This window comes from Streptomyces sp. Isolate_45 (assembly GCF_024721315.2).
Lineage (GTDB): Bacteria > Actinomycetota > Actinomycetes > Streptomycetales > Streptomycetaceae > Streptomyces.
Map to the genome: position 1 here is coordinate 1 of NZ_JANFAK020000076.1, position 22,969 is coordinate 22,969.

Annotated in this window: 20 protein-coding genes; 9 read left to right on the forward strand and 11 right to left on the reverse strand. The window is 71.6% G+C overall.

What is annotated here, in order from left to right:
* The 6 genes from NOD94_RS23280 to ssd all read right to left on the reverse strand — a co-directional run.
* The coding region (locus NOD94_RS23280; protein ID WP_281208003.1) for a TadE family type IV pilus minor pilin at positions 1-212 on the reverse strand (212 nt) is incomplete at its 3' end.
* A complete protein-coding gene (locus NOD94_RS23285; RefSeq protein WP_281208004.1) occupies positions 199-396 on the reverse strand; it encodes a DUF4244 domain-containing protein in 198 nt (65 codons plus the stop codon). The genes NOD94_RS23285 and NOD94_RS23280, both read right to left, overlap by 14 nt.
* Before the next feature lie 56 nt (positions 397-452).
* Complete coding sequence (locus NOD94_RS23290) at positions 453-1,232, reverse strand: type II secretion system F family protein (protein WP_281208005.1); 780 nt, start codon at positions 1,230-1,232, stop codon at positions 453-455.
* Positions 1,232-2,092, reverse strand: coding sequence for a hypothetical protein (locus NOD94_RS23295; protein WP_281208039.1), 861 nt, complete (start codon positions 2,090-2,092; stop codon positions 1,232-1,234). The genes NOD94_RS23290 and NOD94_RS23295 overlap by 1 nt, the downstream gene beginning before the upstream one ends.
* A gap of 20 nt (positions 2,093-2,112) precedes the next feature.
* Positions 2,113-3,261: a TadA family conjugal transfer-associated ATPase gene (locus NOD94_RS23300; protein ID WP_281208006.1), complete on the reverse strand. Its 1,149-nt coding sequence runs from the start codon at positions 3,259-3,261 to the stop codon at positions 2,113-2,115.
* Complete coding sequence (gene ssd / locus NOD94_RS23305) at positions 3,258-4,436, reverse strand: septum site-determining protein Ssd (protein ID WP_281208040.1); 1,179 nt, start codon at positions 4,434-4,436, stop codon at positions 3,258-3,260. The genes NOD94_RS23300 and ssd overlap by 4 nt, the downstream gene beginning before the upstream one ends.
* A 491-nt stretch (positions 4,437-4,927) precedes the next feature.
* Between ssd and NOD94_RS23310 the strand changes: the two genes are divergently transcribed.
* The gene (locus tag NOD94_RS23310; protein ID WP_281208007.1) at positions 4,928-5,785 is read left to right on the forward strand and encodes an HAD-IB family hydrolase; all 858 of its coding nucleotides are present in this window, start codon (positions 4,928-4,930) and stop codon (positions 5,783-5,785) included.
* Between the two features lie 519 nt (positions 5,786-6,304).
* On the opposite strand, the gene NOD94_RS23315 is transcribed toward NOD94_RS23310, so the two are convergent.
* Complete coding sequence (locus NOD94_RS23315; protein ID WP_281208008.1) at positions 6,305-7,126, reverse strand: oxidoreductase; 822 nt, start codon at positions 7,124-7,126, stop codon at positions 6,305-6,307.
* Between the two features lie 109 nt (positions 7,127-7,235).
* On the opposite strand from NOD94_RS23315, the gene NOD94_RS23320 reads away from it, so the two are divergent.
* Positions 7,236-8,267 carry an ATP-binding protein gene (locus NOD94_RS23320; protein ID WP_281208009.1) on the forward strand — a complete coding sequence of 344 codons (1,032 nt, stop codon included), beginning with the start codon at positions 7,236-7,238 and terminating at the stop codon, positions 8,265-8,267.
* Here the strand turns inward: NOD94_RS23320 and NOD94_RS23325 are convergent.
* Positions 8,224-9,531: a hypothetical protein gene (locus tag NOD94_RS23325; RefSeq protein WP_281208010.1), complete on the reverse strand. Its 1,308-nt coding sequence runs from the start codon at positions 9,529-9,531 to the stop codon at positions 8,224-8,226. The genes NOD94_RS23320 and NOD94_RS23325 overlap by 44 nt on opposite strands.
* A 235-nt stretch (positions 9,532-9,766) precedes the next feature.
* Here NOD94_RS23325 and NOD94_RS23330 point away from each other — a divergent pair, with 235 nt between their 5' ends.
* From NOD94_RS23330 to NOD94_RS23350, 5 genes are all read left to right on the forward strand, one after another.
* Complete coding sequence (locus tag NOD94_RS23330) at positions 9,767-12,352, forward strand: SulP family inorganic anion transporter (protein WP_281208011.1); 2,586 nt, start codon at positions 9,767-9,769, stop codon at positions 12,350-12,352.
* Positions 12,353-12,530: 178 nt separating this feature from the next.
* Positions 12,531-14,528 carry an acetate--CoA ligase gene (gene acs / locus NOD94_RS23335; RefSeq protein ID WP_281208012.1) on the forward strand — a complete coding sequence of 666 codons (1,998 nt, stop codon included), beginning with the start codon at positions 12,531-12,533 and terminating at the stop codon, positions 14,526-14,528.
* Between the two features lie 213 nt (positions 14,529-14,741).
* Complete coding sequence (nhaA, locus tag NOD94_RS23340; protein ID WP_281208014.1) at positions 14,742-16,163, forward strand: Na+/H+ antiporter NhaA; 1,422 nt, start codon at positions 14,742-14,744, stop codon at positions 16,161-16,163.
* Between the two features lie 54 nt (positions 16,164-16,217).
* Complete coding sequence (locus NOD94_RS23345; RefSeq protein ID WP_281208015.1) at positions 16,218-16,679, forward strand: phage holin family protein; 462 nt, start codon at positions 16,218-16,220, stop codon at positions 16,677-16,679.
* A complete protein-coding gene (locus NOD94_RS23350; RefSeq protein WP_281208016.1) occupies positions 16,676-17,647 on the forward strand; it encodes an alpha/beta hydrolase in 972 nt (323 codons plus the stop codon). Before NOD94_RS23345 ends, NOD94_RS23350 begins: the two co-directional genes overlap by 4 nt.
* A gap of 440 nt (positions 17,648-18,087) precedes the next feature.
* On the opposite strand, the gene NOD94_RS23355 is transcribed toward NOD94_RS23350, so the two are convergent.
* From NOD94_RS23355 to nth, 3 genes are all read right to left on the reverse strand, one after another.
* The gene (locus NOD94_RS23355; RefSeq protein WP_281208017.1) at positions 18,088-19,290 is read right to left on the reverse strand and encodes a MarP family serine protease; all 1,203 of its coding nucleotides are present in this window, start codon (positions 19,288-19,290) and stop codon (positions 18,088-18,090) included.
* A 13-nt stretch (positions 19,291-19,303) separates the two neighbouring features.
* Positions 19,304-20,020, reverse strand: coding sequence for a CoA pyrophosphatase (locus NOD94_RS23360; RefSeq protein ID WP_281208018.1), 717 nt, complete (start codon positions 20,018-20,020; stop codon positions 19,304-19,306).
* A gap of 129 nt (positions 20,021-20,149) precedes the next feature.
* Positions 20,150-20,938, reverse strand: a complete 789-nt coding sequence (gene nth, locus NOD94_RS23365; RefSeq protein ID WP_281208019.1) for an endonuclease III — start codon at positions 20,936-20,938, stop codon at positions 20,150-20,152.
* Positions 20,939-21,270: 332 nt separating this feature from the next.
* On the opposite strand from nth, the gene NOD94_RS23370 reads away from it, so the two are divergent.
* Entirely contained in the window at positions 21,271-21,945 is a 675-nt protein-coding gene (locus tag NOD94_RS23370; RefSeq protein WP_003981529.1) for a Crp/Fnr family transcriptional regulator, read from the forward strand.
* Between the two features lie 192 nt (positions 21,946-22,137).
* The gene (locus NOD94_RS23375) at positions 22,138-22,941 is read left to right on the forward strand and encodes a nucleotidyltransferase domain-containing protein (RefSeq protein WP_281208020.1); all 804 of its coding nucleotides are present in this window, start codon (positions 22,138-22,140) and stop codon (positions 22,939-22,941) included.
* The last annotated feature ends 28 nt before the right edge of the window (positions 22,942-22,969 follow it).

Below are 22,969 nucleotides of genomic sequence, written 5' to 3' on the forward strand. Positions count from 1 at the left end.
GCGGCCACCGCCACCTCGGTCGGCTCGGACCGGGCCGCCGCCCGGGCCCCCGCCCTGGCGGCGTCCACGCAGCGGATCTGCGCCGCGGCCGCCATCAGCGCCCACACCAGCAGCGCCGCGAACAGGACCAGGGCGGGGATCACCATGGCCGCCTCGGCCGTCACGTATCCGCGGTCCGCGTTTCCCGGCGGCTTTCGCTCAGAACGGCGCATCGAGCGCCTTTCCGATGGTCGACTGGAGCGCCGCCGAGACCACGTCACTCGTCACCACCTTGTACAGAACAGCTGCGAACGCACACGCCGCGATCGTGCCCATGGCGTATTCCGAAGTCGACATTCCCGTGTCGCCACCGCGACTGCCCAAGGCCTTACGCAGCCGGAACCAGATGATCCTCATGACAAACCTCCTGTGGGATTACGTTCTTGATGTGATTTCAGGTTTCAATTCCTGCTTCAGCTTCCGGAGAGCAGCCCCGAGGCCATTCCGATCACCACCGGAGCCACTCCGATCGCAAGGAACGCGGGGAGGAAACAGAGCCCCACCGGCGCCGTGACGAGTACCGCCGCCCGCTGCGCCCTGGCGCCTGCCTGTCGCATCCGTTCCGCCCGCAGGCCGGCCGCCAGGCGCGAGACCGGTTCGGCGGCGGGTGCCCCGGTCCGCGCGGCCCGCTCCAGACACTCCGCCAGCCCCCGCGCCCCCGGTATGCCGGCCAACCTCCCCCACGCGGAACCCGGTTCGCCTCCGAGCCGCAACTCCGCCCCGGCCATGGCCAGCCGCTCGCCCACCGGGCCGCCCACCGACTCCCCCACCACCTCGGCGGCCTCGACCGGCCCGGCCCCCGCCGCCAGACAGGCGGCCAGCAGATCGGCGGCGAAGGGCAACTGCCGTTCCGCCTCACGGGAATCGACCCCGGACGGCTGCCGTGCGGCCCTGAGCAGCAGGCGCCTCGCCGCGAAGGCCGCCGCGCACCCCACCAGGAGTCCCGCCGGCCCGCCGACCACCCACCAGCCCGCCACCAGGACGCCGCCCGGCCCGGCCCACGCGGTGACCGCCTCCCTGGTCCCGGGTTTCCACCGCGGGCGGCGGCGCCCCTGCTCCCAACGGAAGAGGCCCGCGATCCTGCGCCGCGCCGCCCGGCTCCGCACCCCGGACCACAGTGCGGAGGTCGCCCACCACACCAGCGCCGCCAGGCAACACGCCGTCCCCAGCCTGTGGACATCCGGCCCGCCCATCACCGTTCCCCCGCCCGTACGATCCGTCGGCACCACAGGAGCCCCGACGCCTCCAGCACCCCGCCCGCCACCAGGCAGCCCCACCCCATCGACGAGTGCAGCAGGACGCGCAGCGGGTCCGCCCCCAGGCCCGTCCCGATCAGCAGCCCCACCAGCGGCAGCAACGCGAGCACCACCGTCGTGGACCTGGCTCCCGCCAACTGGGCCCGCAGCGACTCCTCCCGGTCCCGCTCGGCCCGCAACGCCCCCTCCAGCCGGTCCAGTCCGGCCGCGAGGCCGGCGCCGCCGTCCACCGAGACGTGCCAGCAGGCGGCCATCCCGGCCAGCCCTTCCGCGCCCGGTTCCCGCGCGGCCTGGCGCAGCGCACCGGGCACGTCCCCGCCGAAGGCCGCGGCGGCCAGCACGCCCGCCTCCGCCGCCCCCGGGCCCCCGGGCCCCGCCACCGTGCGGCGCATCGCCACGGTGAGGGCCTGCCCGGGCTGCGCCCCGGCCCGTAGTTCCCCCACGACGGCCCCGCACAGCGCCATCACCCCGGCGGCCCTGGCCGTACGGGCACGCTCCCGCTCCGCCGCCCTCAGCCACCGCCTCAGCAACGGCACGGACGCCGCCCCCAACAGCAGCGGGATCACCGACCCGCCCCACAGGGCGATCAGCAGTGCGGCCACCGGGACGGCCCACTCCCGCCACCGCCCCGCCCGTACTCGCACCGCGGCCACCAACCGCCTTACGCGCAACGGCCCTCCGGGTGCCACCAGGCCTCCCCCGGCGAGAACCAGCCGGGCCCGCCGTTGCCCTTGATCGCCCCCGGTCAACACCCAGGCAGCGGCCCCGGCGCACAACAGCCCGGCGAACACGGGCACGGAGCCGACCGGCACGGCACTCACCGCGCACCTCCCGGCAGCGGCCCCAGCCGAGCCCAGCCCTGCTCCCGCACGAAGCCCCGGACCCCCCAGCGCAGGGCGGGCACGGTCACCACCAGCCCGGCCGGATCCCGTTCCAGCACGTGTACCTCGGTGACCCGGCGGCGCCCGCTCCGGTCGCGGGTCAGGTGGACCACCAAGGTCAGCGCCGCGGCCAACTGGCTGTGCAGGGCGGTCCGGTCCAACCCGGCGGCCGTTCCGAGCGCCTCCAACCGGGCCGGGACGTGCGCGGCGGCATTGGCGTGCACCGTGCCGCACCCGCCCTCGTGCCCGGTGTTCAGCGCGGCCAGCAGGTCGGCGACCTCGGCGCCGCGCACCTCGCCCACCACGAGCCGGTCGGGCCGCATCCGCAGGGCCTGCCGGACCAGGTCCGCCAGTGTCACCAGTCCCGCACCCTCCTGGTTCGCCGGGCGGGTCTCCAGCCTCACCACATGGGGATGGTCGGGGCGCAGTTCGGCGGAGTCCTCGGCCAGGACGATCCGCTCCCCCGGCCCGACGAGGCCGAGAAGGGCGCTGAGCAGGGTGGTCTTGCCCGTTCCGGTCCCGCCGGAGACGAGGAAGGAGAGTCGGGCCTCGACCATCGCCCGCAGCAGTCGCTGCCCGCCGGGCGGAAGGGTCCCGGCGGCGACCAACTCCTCCAGGGTGAAGGCCTTCGGCCGCACCACCCTCAGGGACAGGCACGCCGAACCGACGGCCACCGGGGGCAGCACGGCGTGCAGCCGGGTGCCGTCGGGCAGTCGGGCGTCGACCCAGGGTCGGGCGTCGTCCAGGCGCCGCCCGGCGACGGCGGCCAGCCGCTGGGCCAGCCTGCGCACGGCCTCGGCGTCGGCGAAGGTCACCCCGGTCAGTTCGAGCCCGCCACCCCGGTCCACCCACACCCGGTCCGGGGCGGCGACGAGTACGTCGGTGACGTCGGGATCGGCGAGCAGTCGTTCCAGCGGCCCGGCGCCGACGAGTTCGGACCGCAACTCCGCGGCCACGCCCAATACTTCCGCGTCACCGAGCAGGCGGCCCTGGGCCCGCAGCGCCGCGGCGACCCGGGCCGGGGTCGGCTCGCCGCCGCTCTCGGCGAGGTGCTGGCGCACCGCGTCCAGCAGGACCGCGCTCATGCCGACGCCCCCTGGGCGGAACCGAGCGCGCGCTGCCAGAAGCCGTCGCAGAACCGGGCGAGCGTGCCCCGCGAGCCCGGTGGTTCCCCTTCGGCCACACGCCCCGGCAGCCCCACCTCGACCGGTACTTCTCCGGCCAGGGGCACTCCCAGCAGTCGCGCCACGGCTTCGGCGTCGAGCCCGTGGGCACAGCGGCCCCGTACGACCACGCGGACGTCCCGGGCCACCATGCGGACCCCGGCGGCCACCCGCCCCGCCGCGGCCACCGACCTCAGTTCGCCGGGCACCACCATCAGCACCAGGTCGAGCTGGGCCAGCACCTCGGCCACTGCCTCGTCGATCCGTCGGGGCAGGTCGACCACCACCACCCCGCCCCGGCGCCGGGCCGCGGCCACGACGGACCGCATCGCGGCGGGCGGCACCACCACCCGGTCCCCGCGGTCCCAGCTCAGCACCCGCAGCGCGTGCAGCTCGGGCAGGGACTCCTCCAGCGCTCCGGCGCCGACCCGGCCGCGGGAGGCGGCGAAGTCGGGCCAGCGCAGCCCTTCGGCGCTCTCGCCGCCGAGCAGCACGTCCATGCCGCCGCCGAGCGGGTCCCCGTCGATGAGGATGGTGCGCTCCCCGGCGCGGGCGGCCCGCAGGGCGAGGGCGCAGGCAAGGGTGGACGCCCCGGCGCCGCCGCTGCCGCCGATCACCCCGACGGCGAGGGCGGGCCTACCGGCCCCTTCCACCACGTCGGCGATGCGGTCGACGAGCAGGCCTTCGGCGTCGGGCAGCCGCAGCACCTCTTCCGCCCCGATCTCGACGGCCCGTTGCCAGACCTGGGGGTCGTCGAGTTCACGGCCGACGAGGAACACCCCGTCCCTGCGCGGCGCCGCGCGCACCCGGCGGGCGGCGTCGTCCCCGACGAGTACGAGCGGGGCGCTCTCCCAGCCGGTGCCTCCGATCGGGCCGGCCGGATCCCGGCCACCGTCCTCCACGCCTCCGCCGCCCCGGTCCGCACCGGCTCCGCTCCGCTCCGGCACCGCGTGGTGCACATGGGGCTCGGCGCCCGCGGCGGCGCACAGCCTCAGCAGGTCGTCGAGCAGCAGAGGATCCTCGGTGATGATCAACGGCCGGCCGCCACCGGGGCCGGCGCCACCGGTTCGGACGGATCCCCCGCCCCTGAGGGCCACCGAGGGTTCCGGTACTTCACACGACTTCGATCCAGCCACGATCTCCGCCCCCTTCTCACGCAAATCCAGGAACCGCGGACTTCGCGGCTGGAATCACGGTGCGGGGTTCTGAAAATTGAAGTGGATCTTGCGTGAAAACTGTGGACAAGAAGGCCGTTGTGAATAACTTCGCCACACCGTCAGGTGAGTTCCGGAGCGCGGCGGAACAACTACACAGAGTGACGAGTTCGAGGGGGTGAGGGCCTTCGCCAGGAAGGTCGACCACAGAGGAAGGACCGAAGAGATGGTCACTGAAGGTCGTGAGCACGGGACGCAAACCGCGTCCGGACATGCGACGACCCCCGCCGGGGGGGAGAGCGGGGGTCGTCCCCACGGTCCGACTCGGGGGGGGAGGAGCCAGACCGGGTTAGCACGGTCGCGAACGATCCGTGACTTCCATGGTGTACCCGAGAGCCTTCTCAAGCAAACCCACGCGCCGCACCTTACGCCGAATGGTGGGCGCATATGCTCGGGTCGTGGAAAATCAGCCCTTGCCGCACTCCTCGCCTCGGACCGCTGCCTTCTTCGACCTGGACAAGACGGTCATTGCGAAGTCCAGCGCCCTGACGTTCAGCAAGTCCTTCTACCAGGGCGGCCTGATCAACAGGCGGGCCGTGCTGCGCACCGCGTACACGCAGTTCATCTTCCTGGCCGGTGGCGCCGACCACGACCAGATGGAGCGGATGCGGGAGTACCTCTCCGCCCTCTGCAAGGGGTGGAACGTCCAGCAGGTGCGGGAGATCGTCGCCGAAGCCCTGCACGACCTGATCGACCCGATCATCTACGACGAGGCTGCCTCGCTGATCGAGGCCCACCACACCGCCGGCCGTGACGTGGTGATCGTCTCGACCTCGGGAGCGGAAGTCGTCGAACCCATCGGCGAGATGCTCGGGGCGGACCGGGTCGTGGCGACCCGGATGGTGGTCGGCGAGGACGGCTGCTTCACCGGCGAGATCGACTACTACGCCTACGGCCCGACGAAGGCCGAGGCAGTGCGGGAGCTCGCGGAGTCCGAGGGGTACGACCTCGCCCGGTGCTACGCGTACAGCGACTCGATCACCGACCTGCCCATGCTGGAGGCGGTCGGATACCCGCACGCGGTGAACCCCGACCGGACGTTGCGCCGTGAGGCGGTCGCGCGGGAGTGGCCGGTGCTGGTGTTCAACAAGCCGGTCCGCCTGAAGCAGCGGCTGCCCGGACTGTCGATGCCGGCACGACCCGCCCTGGTCGCCGCGGCGGCCGTCGGCGCGGCAGCGGCCACCGCCGGGCTGGTCTGGTACGCGAGCCGCCGCCGGGCGGCGTCGGCCTGACCTCCACCGGAGCCCCGCCGACCTGCGGGGCGCAAGGTGTCCGGATCGCCCTGGATCATCCCGGAAAGTAAAGAACTGTGGCCAGGGGTTTCGCTCCGCCCGGAAGCGGAGTACAAAGGAATCACGGCCCGCGAGACCAAAGAACATCCGAGAGGATCATCTTTAAAACGCAGTAAGGCCCACGGACCGAAGCACGAACGCCGAGCACCCACGCGACGTCGACCCGTCGATTACGGGCCAGCCGCACCAGGTGACGGGCAAAGCTCCCGACCTGATGGGCATTCATCGAGGACGCTTGGTAACTGGGCGCAAGTGCCAGCGGCGACACCAAAGCAAGACGGTGTCGCCGCAACCCATGTTCGGGGACGATTCACCCTCGCCGGACGGCCTCCACCGGACGGCCCCTACCGGACCGTCCGCCTCCCCGAGGCCCAAGGACCCGCGAGCCAGGCACCGACGCCGGCCCCCGGAGCACCGACGGACCCGAGCGCTCGGTCCGAAGTCGCCGAATCGCCGAGCTCAGGCCGCGCCGCGCTGGAGCGCTTCGCAGACGGCCGTCGACTCGCGCACGCCGAGCTCGATCGCGCGGCCGCAGTGCGCGATCCAGGCCGCCATCCCCTCCGGAGTTCCGGAAACGTACCCCTCGAAGGCCGCCAGGTACGCCTCGCGACCCTGTTCCGCGTGACCGGCCTCCGACGGGCAGATCGCCTTCGGGTCGAGACCGCTGTTGATCAGCACGATGCGCTCGGCGGCGCGCGCGACCAGGCCGTTGTAGGAGCCGAAGGGGCGCAGGGCCAGCAGTTCGCCGTGCACGACCGCTCCCGTGATCAGGGCGGGGGCGGAGCCGCCCGCGATGATCAGCCTCGACAGGCCGTCGAGGCGGCCGGCCACCTCCTCGGCGCTGGGCAGCGGGAGTTCCACCAAGGGCTCGTCCACCGCCTCCCCGGCCAGTCGGGGCCGACCCACGACGTCCCCCGCCTCCGTCGACCCGGAGGCGACGAGGTGGAGGCGGGCCAGGACGCGGAGCGGTGATTGGCGCCAGATGCTGAGCAGTTGCCCGGCCTCCGCCGTCAGACGCAGGGCCGCACCCACCGTCCGCGCCTCCGCCTCCGCGCCGAAGTCGGTCCGCCGGCGGACCTCCTCCAGCGCCCAGTCGGCGCCGGACAGCGCCGCGCTGCCCCGGGCGCCGCGCAGCGCGGCCTCCGAGGTGATCTCCCCGCTGCGGCGGCGCATCACCCGGTGCCCGTAGACCCGGTCCACTGCCTTGCGTACGGAATCCACGGACTCTGCGACACCCGGGAGCGAGCCCAGGGGCGCCAGCGGGTCAGAAGCGCTACTCATAAGTAGGGAGCCTACGCACTGCTCACCCATAGCACCGACCCCTCCTTGGAGTGGTCTTCTTCACTCACCTTGACCACTGAACGCGATCGACCCACTACCCTTGGTGAACATGAAGATCGCTTTCGTGGGAAAGGGCGGCAGCGGGAAGACCACGTTGTCCTCCCTCTTCATCCGCCACCTCGCTGCCAATGAAGCCCCCGTCGTCGCGGTGGACGCCGACATCAACCAGCACCTCGGCGCGGCCCTCGGGCTCGGCGAGGACGAGGCCGCCGCGCTGCCCGCCCTGGGCGCGCACCTGCCCCTGATCAAGGAGTACCTGCGCGGGTCCAATCCGCGCATCGCGTCCGCCGACAGCATGATCAAGACCACCCCGCCCGGGGCCGGCTCGCGGCTGCTGCGGATCACCGAGGACAACCCGGTCTACGAGGCCTGCGCCCACACGCTGCTGCTCGACGGGGACCCCGTCAGGCTGATGGCGACCGGGCCGTTCACCGAGGCCGATCTCGGGGTGGCCTGCTACCACTCGAAGGTCGGCGCGGTCGAGCTCTGCCTCAACCACCTGGTCGACGGACCCGACGAGTACGTCGTCGTCGACATGACGGCCGGTTCGGACTCCTTCGCCTCCGGCATGTTCACCCGTTTCGACGTGACCTTCCTCGTCGCCGAGCCGACCCGCAAGGGAGTCTCCGTCTACCGCCAGTACAAGGAGTACGCCCGGGACTTCGGGGTCTCGCTCAAGGTGGTCGGCAACAAGGTGCAGGGTCCGGAGGACATCGAGTTCCTCCAGGACGAGGTGGGCGAGGACCTGCTGGTCACCTTCGGGCACTCCGACTGGGTGCGGGCGATGGAGAAGGGCCGCCCGGCCGCCTTCGAACTCCTGGAGGCGACCAACCGGCTCGCCCTGCAGGCCCTCCAGGACGCGGCCGAGGACTCCTACGCCGGCCGGGACTGGGCCAAGTACACCGAGCAGATGGTGCACTTCCACCTGCGGAACGCGGAGAGCTGGGGCAACGCCAAGACCGGGGTCGACCTGGCGGAGCAGGTCGACCCCGGCTTCGTCCTGAACGAGGCCGTCGGTATCCGCGACGAGGTGCTGGTCAGCCCTCGTCCGACTCCGCGGCCCGCTCCTCAGCCGGCTTGACCCCGGCGGCACCCGACGGGGCGGCCGGTTCGGCCGGCGGCCCCGCGGTGAGGAACTTGTTCCAGCCCTCCTTGGGCGTCTCGCCCACGTCGAGGGTGCGCATCCACTCCAGGGTCTTGGGGTCCTGGGCGTCCAGCCAGTCGGCGAGCTCGCGGAACGGAACGCAGCGGACCTCCGGCTTGGTGCACATGCCCTTGATCGACTCCTCGACGGCACGCATGTAGGTGCCGCCGTTCCACGACTCGAAGTGGTTGCCGATGATCAGCGGCGCGCGGTTGCCCTGATAGACCCGGTCGAAGGCCTGGCGCAGGCCGTCGCGCATCTGGTCACCCCAGTACTGGTGCTGCGAGGGGTCGCCCTGGGACGTCGTCCCCGACTGGTTGACCATGTAGTTGTAGTCCATGCTCAGCGTGTCGAAGGCGCGGCCCGGCATCGGGACCAGTTGGAGCGGGATGTCCCAGAGCCCGTCCGTCTTCTTGGGCCAGATCTGCTTGCTGATGCCGCTCGAGTCGTAGCGGAAGCCCATGTCCTTCGCGGCCAGCATGAAGTTCTTCTGGCCTTCGAGGCAGGGGGTGCGGGCTCCGATGAGCTCCTTGTCGTAGTCGAAGGGCAGGGCTTCCATGTCCTTGAGGCCCGCGTTCGTCTTCCAGTTCTTGACGAAGGACTTGGCCTGGTTGATCTCGCTCTTCCACTCCTCCACGGACCAGGTGCCGACGCCCCCCTCGGGTCCGCAGAAGTGGCCGTTGAAGTGGGTGCCGATCTCGTTGCCCTCCAGCCAGGCGGCCCGGACCTGGGTAGCGGTGTCCTTGATGCCCTGCAGGTCGCCGAAGCCGATGTCGGAACGGCCGGAGTCGTGCTGCGGGGCGGTGTAGAGGGAACGTTTCTCCTCCGGCAGCAGGTACACGCCGCTGAGGAAGTAGGTCATCCGGGCGTTGTACTTCTTCCCGACCTCGCGGAAGTGCGAGAAGAGCTTCTGGCTGTCCTCGCCGGCCCCGTCCCACGAGAACACCACGAACTGCGGCGGCTTCTCGCCCGCCTTCAGCTTCTGCGGCTTGACCACGTGTGGTTGGGGACCGGTGTAGGCGGTGGAGCCGTCCCCGATCGGCCGCATGACGCTGCCGGGGGCCTCCGGGGCGGCAGCGCCCTTCTTGGCGTTCGGGCCACCGGCGGGCTTCACGCCCCCGGACGTACTGCACCCGGCGGCGCCGAGCACCAAGGCCGTGGCGACCAGGCCTCCGGCGATCTTCTTCGTGGCGGCGATCATCCGCACACCTCTCCCTCGCAGTTCCCAACGCAGGACTTCCGCGCCGCAACGTCCCACGGGGGCCGATTTGAGGAAGGTATGACAAGCCGGACAAAATGCTTATTCACCCCTGAGTGCTAATTCGTACGCCATTTGCCCGTAATATCCTCGCCTTCCCTTTACTCTCCATTACCATCCATTTACCGAGTGTTGAGACTCCCGCCGCTTCATCCCTCCTCAGAGGAGACGGGAACCTATGACAGCCCCCACCCCAGCCGTGCCGGGCCCGGCCACCCAGGCCGCCGCGGCACAGCACCCCACCACCACGAACACCACAAGCACGCACACCACCAGTACGACGCACGCCCCCACAACAGCCGCGGCCGCGGCGCCCGCATCCGACACCAAAAACACCGCGGGCGTCGAAGGCGTCAAGGGCGCCCCGGGCACCAAGGACTCCCAGGGGCCGCGCGGGAAGCTCGCCGCGGACCTCTCGGCCTCCATCGCCGTCTTCCTGATCGCCCTGCCGCTATCCCTCGGTATCGCGCTCGCCACCGGAGCACCCCTGCAAGCGGGACTGGTGGCCGCCGCGGTCGGCGGGATCGTGGCCGGACGGTTCGGCGGAGCCCCACTCCAGGTGAGCGGGCCCGCGGCCGGACTCACCGTCGTGACCGCCGAGTTGATCCAGCGCTACGGATGGCGCACCACCTGCGCCATCACGGTGCTGGCCGGCTGCTGCCAGCTCGGGCTCGCCTTCCTGCGGACCGCCCGGTCGGCGCTCATGGTGAGTCCGGCGATCGTGCACGGCATGCTCGCCGGCATCGGCGTGACCATCGCCCTGGCCCAGCTCCACATCGTGCTCGGCGGCACCCCGCAGAGCTCGGCCGTGGCCAACGTCCGGGGACTGCCGGGCCAGTTGGCCGACCTCCATCCGGCGGCGCTCGGCGTGAGCGCGCTGACCGTGTGCGTGCTGCTCGGCTGGTCCCGGATTCCCGGGCGGGCAGGCGCGGCCCTGCGGAAGGTGCCGGCGGCCCTGGCAGCGGTCGCCGCGGCCACGGCGTTCGCCGTCCTCGCCGGTCTCACCCTGCCCCGGGTCGACCTGCCCTCGTGGCGCAGCCACGCCCTGCCCGAACTCCCCGAGGGGCCGGTGCTCGGCCTGATCGCCGCCGTCCTGACGATCACCCTGGTCGGCAGTGTGGAGTCCCTGCTGTCCTCCGTGGCCACCGACAAGCTGATCGCCTCCGAGCGCGGTACGGAGAACCGTCCGCCCCGCGCCGACCTCGACCGCGAGCTGCGCGGTCAGGGCGCGGCGAACATCGTGTCCGGGGCACTGGGCGGGCTGCCGGTGACGGGGGTCGCCGTCCGCAGCGTGGCCAACGTCAAGGCCGGTGCCGTCAGCCGCAAATCGGCCATGTTCCACGGTCTGTGGGTGCTGGTCGCGGCCGGGCTGCTCGTCCCTGTCCTCGATCTGATCCCGCTCGCGGCACTGGCCGCGCTGGTGATGGCCGTCGGGATCCAGATGGTGTCCATCACGCACCTGCGTACGGTCACCCGGCACCGCGAGTTCCTGGTCTACGCGACGACCATCGTGGCCGTCGTGCTGGGCGGGGTCCTGGAAGGGGTGGCCGTCGGCATCGCCGTGGCCGTCGCGGTGGCCCTGCACAGGCTCGCCCGGACGCGGATCACCCTGGAGGTGTTGGACGGCGTCCACCACGTCCAGGCGCGCGGGCAGTTGACCTTCCTCGCGGTGCCCCGCTTGAGCCGCGTGCTGAACCAGATCCCGCACAAGAGCCGCACGGTGATCGAGGTCGACGGCTCCTTCATGGACCACGCCGCCTACGAGACCCTGCAGGACTGGCAGGACTCCCACCGGGCGCACGGCGGTTCGCTGGAACTCACCGGCCGCGGCGGCGCCGCGATCTCCGGGGACCACCCGGCCTCGGGGACGGGGCAGACCGGCCGGACGACCGACGGCCGGGACCGCGCCGCCGCCCCGCGCGGGACTCACCAGTGCTGCCGCCCCTGGACGCCCTGGCAGAACCACTGCGATCACCGCGCCGTGAGCGCGGCCACCGCCGGCGCAAGGGACGCCGACCGCCCGCAGGACTCCGGGAACACGAAGGCCCGTCCGCTCCCCGGGAGCGCCACGATGCCGGCCTCCGCCCGGCGGCGCGGCGCGGGTCAACTGGCCAGTGGCATCAGCGCCTTCCAGCGGGACACCGCGCCCCACGTCCGCGACGAGCTGGCCCGGCTGGCGCGCGAGGGGCAGCGGCCGTCGCAGCTCTTCCTGACCTGCGCCGACTCCCGTCTGGTGACCAGCATGATCACCGCGAGTGGCCCCGGGGACCTGTTCACCGTCCGCAACGTGGGCAACCTCGTCCCGCTGCCCGGTGCCGAGGCCACCGACGATTCCGTCGCCGCCGCCATCGAGTACGCGGTGGACGTGCTCAAGGTCGACAGCATCACCGTGTGCGGGCATTCGGGCTGCGGGGCCATGCAGGCCCTGCTGAACTCCCACCCCGAGGCGCCGATGACCCCGCTGCGCCGCTGGTTGCGCCACGGCCTGCCCAGCCTGGAGCGGATGGGCAGCCGGCACCACGCCTGGGCCCGGATCTCGGGGCGGCTCCCGGCCGACGCCGTGGAGCAGCTGTGCCTGACCAACGTGGTGCAGCAGCTGGAGCACCTGCGGGCCCACGAGTCGGTGGCCCGGCGGCTCGCCGAGGGCACCCTGGAACTGCACGGCATGTACTTCCACGTGGGCGAGGCGCAGGCGTATCTGCTCTCCGAGGGAGAGGACTTCTTCGACTGTCGGGTTTTCGACAGCGTCGGTCAGAGCGTCTGAGACGCGGCGCACCTGAACCGATACTCTCCCGGAACCGTGTAAGCGGATGGCCCTTTCCCGCGCTCTGCGGTGGGAAAGGGCCATTCGTGCGTCGTCCTCAGCACGGGCCCAGCCGTGGTATAGGTCTAAACCAATTTTCGGCTACCCCTTGTCACCTGGGCGTCTGAACTGATGAGCTATGCCCGGGGACACAACGGACACCCTGGGAAAGGGAGATGTCGTGAGCAATGACAGCCTGGCCAATCTGCTCAAAGAGGAGCGTCGGTTCGCACCGCCCGCCGCTCTGGCCGCCGCCGCCAACGTGACCGAGGCGGCGTACGCGCAGGCCGACGCGGACCGGCTGGGCTTCTGGGCCGAGCAGGCCCGGCGGCTGACCTGGGACACGGAGCCGACGGAGACGCTCGACTGGAGCAACCCGCCCTTCGCGAAGTGGTTCGCGGACGGCAAGCTCAACGTCGCGTACAACTGCGTGGACCGGCACGTCGAGGCCGGCAACGGCGAGCGAGTCGCGATCCACTTCGAGGGCGAGCCCGGCGACAGCCGCTCGATCACCTACGCCCAGCTCAAGGACGAGGTCTCGCAGGCCGCCAACGCCCTCACCGAGCTCGGTGTACGGGCCGGCGACCGGGTCGCCGTCTACCTGCCGATGATCCCCGAGGCCGTCGTCGCGATGCTCGCGTGCGCCCGCGTCGGCGCCGCCCACTCGGTGGTCTTCGGCGGTTTCTCCGCCGACGCCGTCGCCTCCCGCATCCAGGACGCCGACGCCAAGCTGGTGATCACCGCCGACGGCGGCTACCGCCGGGGCAAGCCCAGCGCCCTCAAGCCCGCCATCGACGAGGCCGTCGGCAAGTGTCCGCAGGTCGAGCACGTGCTCGTGGTGCGCCGCACCGGCCAGGACACCGCCTTCACCGAGGGCCGGGACGTCTGGTGGCACGACGTGGTCGCCCGCCAGTCGACCGAGCACACCCCGCAGGCCTTCGACGCCGAGCACCCGCTCTTCATCCTGTACACCTCGGGGACCACGGGTAAGCCGAAGGGCATCCTGCACACCTCGGGCGGCTACCTGACGCAGGCCGCGTACACCCACCACGCCGTCTTCGACCTCAAGCCGGACACCGACGTCTACTGGTGCACCGCCGACATCGGCTGGGTGACCGGTCACTCCTACATCGTCTACGGGCCGCTCGCCAACGGCGCCACCCAGGTGATGTACGAGGGCACCCCGGACACCCCCCACCAGGGCCGGTTCTGGGAGGTCGTCCAGAAGTACGGCGTCACCATCCTCTACACCGCGCCCACGGCGATCCGTACGTTCATGAAGTGGGGCGACGACATCCCCGCGAAGTTCGACCTGTCGAGCCTGCGCGTGCTGGGCTCGGTCGGCGAGCCGATCAACCCCGAGGCCTGGATCTGGTACCGCAAGCACATCGGCGGCGACCGCTGTCCGATCGTGGACACCTGGTGGCAGACCGAGACCGGCGCGATGATGATCTCCCCGCTGCCGGGCGTCACCGAGACCAAGCCGGGCTCAGCCCAGCGCGCGCTGCCGGGCATCTCCGCCACCGTCGTGGACGACGAGGCGCACGAGGTCGACAACGGCGGGGGCGGCTACCTGGTCCTCACCGAGCCGTGGCCGTCGATGCTCCGCACCATCTGGGGCGACGACCAGCGCTTCATCGACACCTACTGGTCGCGCTTCGAGGGCAAGTACTTCGCGGGCGACGGCGCCAAGAAGGACGACGACGGCGACATCTGGCTGCTCGGCCGCGTCGACGACGTGATGCTGGTGTCCGGCCACAACATCTCGACGACCGAGGTCGAGTCGGCCCTCGTCTCGCACCCCTCAGTCGCCGAGGCGGCCGTCGTCGGTGCGGCCGACGAGACCACCGGGCAGGCCATCGTCGCCTTCGTCATCCTGCGCGGTAGCGCCTCGGAGACGGACACCCTGGTCGGCGAGCTGCGCAACCACGTCGGTGCCACGCTCGGCCCGATCGCGAAGCCGAAGCGGATCCTGCCGGTGCAGGAGCTCCCGAAGACCCGTTCGGGCAAGATCATGCGTCGTCTGCTGCGCGACGTGGCGGAGAACCGCGCGGTCGGTGACGTCACCACCCTCGCCGACTCCTCGGTGATGGACCTGATCCAGAACAAGCTGCCGAGCGCCTCCGACGAGGACTGACGGACAGCGGGCGGAGAACACTCGGGGCGTTCGGCGCACAGCGCGCCGGACGCCCCCCTCCCGTTTAAGGTGAAGATCACCTGATACGACCGCGCACACCCTGTAAAGTAAGAGAAACGTCAATATTTGACGTCCGAAAGTCTCAGGGTGCGCCGGGAAGTCTGGTCGGCAACAGCATTTGCCATGCCGTCGACCACCCGGAGGTTCCCCACCGTGGCCACCCCCACGCCCACCCGCAAGTTCCTCGGCAGGCTCTCGCTCCCCGAGTCGCGGTTCGTCGCGAACGCGCTGCGCACCGAGACCGTCGGCGGCGTACTGCTCCTGGTGGCCGCGATCGCCGCCCTCATGTGGGCGAACATCCCCGGAATCTCGGACAGCTACAACAGCGTCCGCTCCTTCCACATCGGACCCGCCTCCCTCGGCCTGGACCTCTCCCTCCAGCACTGGGCGGCCGACGGCCTGCTCGCGATCTTCTTCTTCGTCGCCGGCATCGAGCTCAAGCGCGAACTCGTCGCAGGCGACCTCAGCGACGCCAAGGCGGCGGCCCTCCCGGTGATCGCCGCCCTCTGCGGCATGGCCGTACCCGCCCTGGTCTACGTACTCGTCAACACGCTCGGCAGCGGCTCGATGGACGGCTGGGCGGTCCCCACCGCCACCGACATCGCCTTCGCGCTCGCCGTCCTCGCGGTCATCGGCACCTCCCTGCCGTCCGCGCTGCGCGCCTTCCTGCTGACCCTCGCCGTCGTCGACGACCTCTTCGCCATCCTGATCATCGCCGTGTTCTTCACCAACGAGATCAACTTCCTGGCCCTGGGCGGAGCCGTCGTCGGCCTGGTCCTCTTCTGGTTCCTGCTCCGCACCGGCGTCCGCGGCTGGTACGTGTACGTCCCGCTCGCCCTGGCGATCTGGGCCCTGATGTACAACAGCGGCGTCCACGCCACCATCGCGGGCGTCGCCATGGGCCTGATGCTCCGCTGCACCCGCAAGGACGGCGAGGAGCACTCCCCCGGCGAGCACATCGAGCACCTGGTGCGGCCCCTGTCCGCCGGACTGGCCGTCCCCCTCTTCGCCCTGTTCTCCGCCGGGGTCTCGCTCTCCGACGACTCCATCGCCCAGGTCTTCACCCGCCCCGAGACCCTCGGCGTGGTCCTCGGCCTGGTCGTCGGCAAGACGGTCGGCATCTTCGGCGGCACCTGGCTGGCCGCCCGCTTCACCAAGGCCGAGCTGAACGAGGACCTCGCCTGGCCCGACGTGCTCGCCGTGGCCTCGCTCGCCGGCATCGGGTTCACCGTGTCCCTGCTGATCGGCGAACTCGCCTTCCCCGGGGACGCCGTCCTGATGGACGAGGTCAAGGCCGCGGTCCTCATCGGCTCCCTCATCGCCGCGATCGTCGCGAGCGTCCTGCTGAAGATGCGCGACCGCAAGTACCGGGCCCTGACCGAGGCCGAGGAGCTCGACGAGGACCTCGACGGCATCCCGGACATCTACGAACAGGACAAGCCGGACTACCACCTGCGGATGGCGAAGATCTACGAGGAGAAGGCCGCGGAGCACCGCCGCAGGGCCGCCGCGGCCGCTCCCATCGACTCCGAAGCGGCGGGCGGGTCCAGCGCGGGCGGCAACCGTCCGGCATGATCTGTCTGACGACGGAGGACAGCCGCCGGAAGCAGACGACAGAGGGAGTCAGAGATGAGCGCAGTGGAGGACCAGGGGACCCCGGGAGCCGAGCGCACGCTCGGCCAGCTGGTCGCCTCGGCCACCGCCGAGATGTCGGCCCTGGTGCACGACGAGATCGCCCTCGCGAAGGTGGAGATCAAGCAGGACGTCAAGCGCGCGGGCATCGGCAGCGGCGCCGCCATCGTCGCGGGAGTGCTGCTGCTCTTCTCCCTCCCGGTGGGAAGTTTCGCCGCGGCGTACGGCATCCACAATCTCGGGCTGGGTCTCGCCTGGTCCTTCCTGATCGTCTTCGGCGCGTTCGTGCTGCTCGCGGCGCTGGTCGGGCTGGTGGCCATGAGGATGCTCAAGAAGATCAAGCCGCCGGTGAAGACCATCGACTCCGTCAAGCAGACCGCCGCCCTCGTCGGTACCGTCAAGCCGCACCCGCGCCCGGTCAGTGACAACGTCGTGGGTGTGGCACGCTCGACCTCATGACAGCCCCCTCGCCCGACGCCGGTACCCCGCCCACCGCCGCCACGGCGGTCCGGCTCGACCTGCCCGGAGGGCGGCCGGTGACCCACCGGGACGTCGCGGCGAACGGCGCGAGGTTCCACGTCGCGGAGGTCGGTGACGGCCCGCTGGTCCTCCTGCTGCACGGGTTCCCGCAGTTCTGGTGGACGTGGCGGCACCAGCTGACCGCCCTCGCCGACGCCGGGTACCGCGCGGTCGCCATGGACCTGCGCGGCGTCGGCGGCAGCGACCGCACCCCGCGCGGCTACGACCCGGCGAACCTCGCGCTCGACATCACCGGCGTCGTGCGGTCCCTCGGCGAGCCGGACGCCGCGCTCGTCGGGCACGACCTGGGGGGCTACCTCGCCTGGACGGCGGCCGTGATGCGGCCCAAGCTGGTCCGTCGCCTGGTCGTCTCCTCGATGCCGCACCCGCGTCGCTGGCGCTCGGCGATGCTGGCCGACTTCGGTCAGACCCGGGCGAGTTCACACATCTGGGGCTTCCAGCGGCCCTTCATCCCGGAGCGGCAGCTCGTCGCCGACGGCGGGGCCCTCGTCGGGCAGCTGATCCGCGACTGGTCCGGTCCGCGCGTCCAGGAAGACGGCGCCGACGAGGAGGCCCTCGCCGTGTACCGGCGGGCGATGTGCATCCCGTCGACGGCCCACTGCTCGATCGAGCCGTACCGGTGGATGATGCGGTCGATGGCCCGTCCGGACGGACTGCAGTTCAACCGGCGGATGAAGCGGCCCGTACGAGTACCGACCCTGCACCTGCACGGCTCCCTCGACCCCGTGATGCGTACGCGCAGCGCGGCCGGATCCGGCGAGTACGTCGAAGCCCCGTACCGCTGGCGGCTGTTCGACGGACTCGGGCACTTCCCGCACGAGGAGGACCCCGTGGCCTTCTCGACGGAGCTCGTGAACTGGCTGGGAGATCCCGAACCCGACCGCTGATCGGCGCTCGCGCACATCGGCGTTCGGACCGACGGCCCTTGACGGAACGTCCGGTACCGGTGACGGGCCGACAGACGATTCGTATGCCTGTCTTACGAGCATTCAATTGCCCGGCGCATAGGCCAATTGGCCGCCCCGTACGGGATTACCGACCTTGGGCCCCGGGCACAGCTCGTTGTATGGGCTGGACGCACGACTACGGTGACACCGCACGCGAACGCCGCTCGGCCACAGCGCCGGGCGATCACGACAGGACCGGCCGGGACGTTCACGATCCCCGGCTCGGAATCCCACGCATCCTGCGCCGCCGGGCCCGATGGGTCTCGGCCAGGCTGCGCCACCCGCGCATGTAGAGACGGCGCCGGGACACCGCGAACCCAACAGGGGCACCGCGCTCGGCGGTGCCCCCTCACACGTCCTCGCACATCGGACGGCGGCTGCTACAGGGCGCAGCCCTGGCTGTCGGCCCGCCGGTCGGCGGTCTTGCCGATGCGGATGTCATCGCGGATCTCGTCCGCCGTCAGCGCGTACCCGGTGTTCGGGTCGTCGAGCGACTTCGCGAAGACGACCCCGTACACCTTGCCGTCGGGCGTGAGCAGCGGGCCGCCGGAGTTGCCCTGACGCACGGTCGCGTAGAGCGAGTAGACGTCGCGCTGGACGGTGCCCCGGTGGTAGATGTCCGGGCCGTTGGCGTTGATCCGGCCGCGGACGCGGGCCGCGCGGACGTCGTACGCGCCGTTCTCCGGGAAGCCGGCGACGATGGCGTCGCTGCCGCTCGCCGCGTCCTTGTCGGCGAACTCCAGTACCGGCGCCTTCAGCTTGGGCACGTCCAGGACGGCGATGTCGCGCTCCCAGTCGTAGAGCACGACCTTGCCGTCGTAGAGCTTGCCCTCGCCGCCGACCTGGACGGTCGGCTCGCCGACGCCGCCGACGACGTGCGCGTTCGTCATCACCTTGCCGGGGGCGAAGACGAAGCCGGTGCCCTCCAGGACCTTGCTGCAACTGGGCGCGGTCCCGACGACCTTCACGATCGAGAGCTTCGCCTGCTCGGCCACGCCGCTGCTGGCCAGGTCCGGGTCGGGTGCCTTGACCTCGGTGATCGGCTCGTTCGAGAACGGGCTGAAGACCTGCGGGAAGCCGTTGCGGGCGAGGGTGGTGCTGAAGTCCGAGAACCAGGTGTTCGCCTGGGCGGGGAGCACCTCCGACACGCCGAGGAGGATCTTGGAGTTGCGGACCTCCTTGCCCAGCGTGGGCAGTGAGGTGCCGGCGAGCAGCAGCCCGATCAGCCAGGCCACCAACAGCATCGCGACGACGTTGACCAGCGCGCCGCCGGTCGCGTCGACGGCGCGGGCCGGTGACCAGGTGATGTGGCGTCTGAGCCGGTTCCCGAGATGGGTGGTCAGGGCCTGGCCGATGGAGGCACAGATGATGATCACGACAACGGCGATGACGACGACGGTCGTGGTCACCTGGCTGCCGTTGTCGGTCACCCGGTCCCAGATCAGGGGCAGCAGGGACACGGCGATGAGACCACCGCCGAGGAAGCCGATCACCGACAGGATGCCGACGACGAACCCCTGGCGGTAGCCGACGATCGCGAACCACACGGCGGCGAGCAGCAACAGGATGTCCAGCACGTTCACGTGGGCCACCGTCTCACGCACGCCAGTCGAGCGGGACGTGACGTGAGCGGTCCCACGGCAGCTCCCAGCCCGCGAAGTGCAGGATCCGGTCGATCACCCCGGCGGTGAAGCCCCAGACCAGGGCCGATTCCACCAGGAACGCGGGGCCCTGGTGGCCGCCCGGGTGCACCACGGTGACCCGGTGCTCGGGGTTCGTGAGATCCGCCACGGGCACCGTGAACACCCGGGCCGTCTCCGCCGGGTCCACCGCGCCGACCGGGGAGGGCTCGCGCCACCAGCCCAGAACCGGGCTCACCACGAACTCGCTGACCGGGATGTAGAGCCGGGGCAGCACCCCGAACAGCTGGACCCCGGACGGATCGAGGCCGGTCTCCTCGACGGCCTCGCGCAGCGCGGCGCGCAGCGGGCCGGTGGTGTGGGGGTCGCCGTCCTCCGGGTCCAGGGCGCCGCCCGGGAAGGAGGGCTGGCCCGCGTGCGAACGCAGCGTGCCGGCGCGCTCCTGGAGCAGCAGCTCCGGGCCGCGCGGGCCCTCGCCGAAGAGGATCAGCACGGCGGACTGGCGGCCCCTGCCGTCCTCGGGGGGCAGGAAGCGGCTGAGCTGGCGCGGCTGCACGGTCCGGGCCGCCGCCGCCACGGGGTCGAGCCAGGCGGGCAGGCCGGTGGTCGTGAGGGTCAGGCCCTCGCGGGCGGCCGGGGCCGCCGTGGTCTCGTCCCGTGTCCCGCGCGTCATAGGCACCCCTGTCCGTGTTCTCCCACACCGCTGAACGCGGTCCGGGTACCGATTCGTTCCGCGAATCCCCGTACGGCGGTACGAGGGCCGGCGGAGCTCCCGCTGCCTCCGTACCCGTCACACCGGCGCTCAGGCCTCCGTACGGGCCCCCAGCGGCGGCGCCGGGAGGCCCGGGTAGTCCGGGGGCGGGGTCAGGCGCTGGCCGGGCCGGCCGCCCTTCTCGTACTTCAGCAGCTCCCTGGCCTTCTCCGGGTCCGTCTCGCCCTCTCCGTAGGCGGGGCAGAGCGGGGCGATGGGGCAGGCGCCGCAGGCGGGCCTGCGGGAGTGGCAGATGCGGCGCCCGTGGAAGACGACCCGGTGCGAGAGCATCGTCCACTCGCTCTTGGGGAAGATCGCGCAGATCTCGGCCTCGACCTTCTCCGGGTCCTGCTGCTCGGTCCACTTGAAGCGGCGCACCAGCCGTCCGAAGTGGGTGTCGACGGTGATCCCGGGGACTCCGAAGGCGTTGCCGAGGACCACGTTCGCCGTCTTGCGGCCGACTCCGGGAAGGGTGACGAGGTCTTCGAGGCGGCCGGGCACCTCACCGCCGAAGTTGTCCCGCAGGGCCTGGGAGAGGCCGAGGAGGGACTTCGACTTCGCCCGGAAGAACCCGGTCGGCCGGATGATCTCCTCCAGGTCCTCGGGCGCGGCGGCCGCCATGTCCTCGGGCGTGGGATAGGCGGCGAAGAGGGCAGGCGTCGTCTGGTTCACCCGCAGGTCGGTGGTCTGCGCGGACAGCACGGTGGCGACCAGCAGCTCGAACGGATTGCGGAAGTCGAGCTCCGGATGGGCGTACGGGTACACCTCGGCCAGTTCCCGGTTGATGCGGCGGGCCCGCCGGACCATCGCCAGGTGGGATTCCGGCTTCGCGGCGGCCACCGGCCTCGGTTTCTTGGCCGAAGCTTTGCCCTGGGGGGCGGGTGGGGCCTTCCTGGGCGGCGCCACGGGGGCTTGTTCGCCCACGGCTGAATTCTGGGTCGCCGTCACTCCTGCGGACCCCTTGGCCTGTGCTCTCACCGGCTTATTGGACACCCGGCCAGCCTAAGGGCGGGCGCCGACACCCGCCCGGACCTCAGGTAACACCACTTCGATTGGTCCCTCGCCGCACAGCACGGCCGTCCGTCCGGCATCCTTGTGATTGATCGCACTGTTTGAGCCGTCCGGCAAAATGGGGAGCGGTCCCCAGGCTGGTCGACATAGGAGAGAGACTCGTGGACGACGTTCTGCGGCGCGCCCCGCTCTTCGCGGCGCTCGATGACGAGCAGGCCGCGGAGCTCCGCGCCTCCATGGGCGAGGTGACCCTCGCACGCGGTGACGCCCTGTTCCACGAGGGCGACCCCGGTGACCGGCTGTACGTGGTGACCGAGGGCAAGGTGAAGCTGCACCGCACCTCCCCCGACGGCCGCGAGAACATGCTGGCCGTCCTCGGCCCCGGCGAGCTGATCGGCGAGCTGTCGCTCTTCGACCCGGGCCCGCGCACCGCCACCGCCACCGCGCTGACCGAGGTCAAGCTCCTCGGCCTGGGCCACGGTGACCTCCAGCCGTGGCTGAACGCCCGGCCCGAGGTCGCGACCGCGCTGCTGCGCGCCGTCGCCCGGCGCCTGCGCAAGACCAACGACCAGATGTCCGACCTGGTCTTCTCCGACGTTCCGGGCCGCGTGGCCCGCGCGCTCCTCGACCTGTCGCGCCGCTTCGGCGTGCAGTCCGAGGAGGGCATCCACGTCGTCCACGACCTCACGCAGGAAGAGCTCGCGCAGCTCGTCGGCGCCTCCCGCGAGACCGTGAACAAGGCCCTGGCCGACTTCGCGGGCCGCGGCTGGCTCCGCCTGGAGGCCCGCGCCGTGATCCTGCTGGACGTGGAGCGGCTCGCCAAGCGCTCGCGCTGACGCACCGCGCCGCGCACCGCGGCAGTCGTCGTGAAGGGGTCCTGCCCGGCCGGGCGGGGCCCCTTCACGCGTTCGGACGTACGCGGCGGGCCCGTGTGACCGCCGGCCCCGCAGGAGCGCACAGGACGGGAGCGCGGGACGGCTCCGGGCAAACGTGTCGGACACCGGCCGACGGAAGGGCAGAGTGGGGTCATGGAGCACAGAGGGCTGGACGCGGACGGCTACTTCGAGCGGGAGGGCTCGCTGGGCCGGGTGCAGCCCGAGTTCACCGCCCTCGTCGCGGCCACCCGCCGCCGGATCGCCGAGGCGTACGGGCGCCGGCTGCACAGCGCCTACCTGTACGGGTCCGTACCGCGCGGCACGGCCCGCCCGGGGCGCTCGGACCTCGACCTGCTGATCGCCCTGCACCGGGAGCCGACCGACGACGACCGGGACACCGCCGAGGTGCTGGGGCGCGGGCTCGACGAGGAGTTCGGCGAGATCGACGGCGTCGGCATCCTGCTGTTCGGCAAGGACCGCCTGCTGAGCGATCGGGAACGTTACGACCTGGGGTGGTTCCTCGCCTGCCTGTGCACCCCGCTGCTCGGGGCCGACCTGGCCGAGCACCTGCCCCGGTACCGTCCGGACGCCCTGCTGGCCCGCGAGCTGAACGGCGACCTGGCCACCCTGCTCCCCCAATGGCGCAGCCGGGCCGAGGACGCCTCCACGCCCGCCGAGTACCGCAGGATGAATCGTTTCTTCTCCCGGCACCTGGTGCGCACCGCGTTCACCCTGGTGATGCCCCGGTGGGGCGGCTGGAGCAGCGACCTGCGCGAGTCCGCGGAGGTTTTCGGCCACTACTACCCCGAGCGCGCCGCACAGCTGCGGGAGGCCGCGGAGGTGGCCCTGGAGCCCGTCGGGGACCCGGCCGTGGCGCGCCGGTACGTGGAGGACCTGGGCCCGTGGCTCGCGGACGAGTACACGGCCCGGCTCGGCACGAAATCGCCCCGGCCCTGAGGCGTCCCTGAGGCCTCCCTGAGGCGCG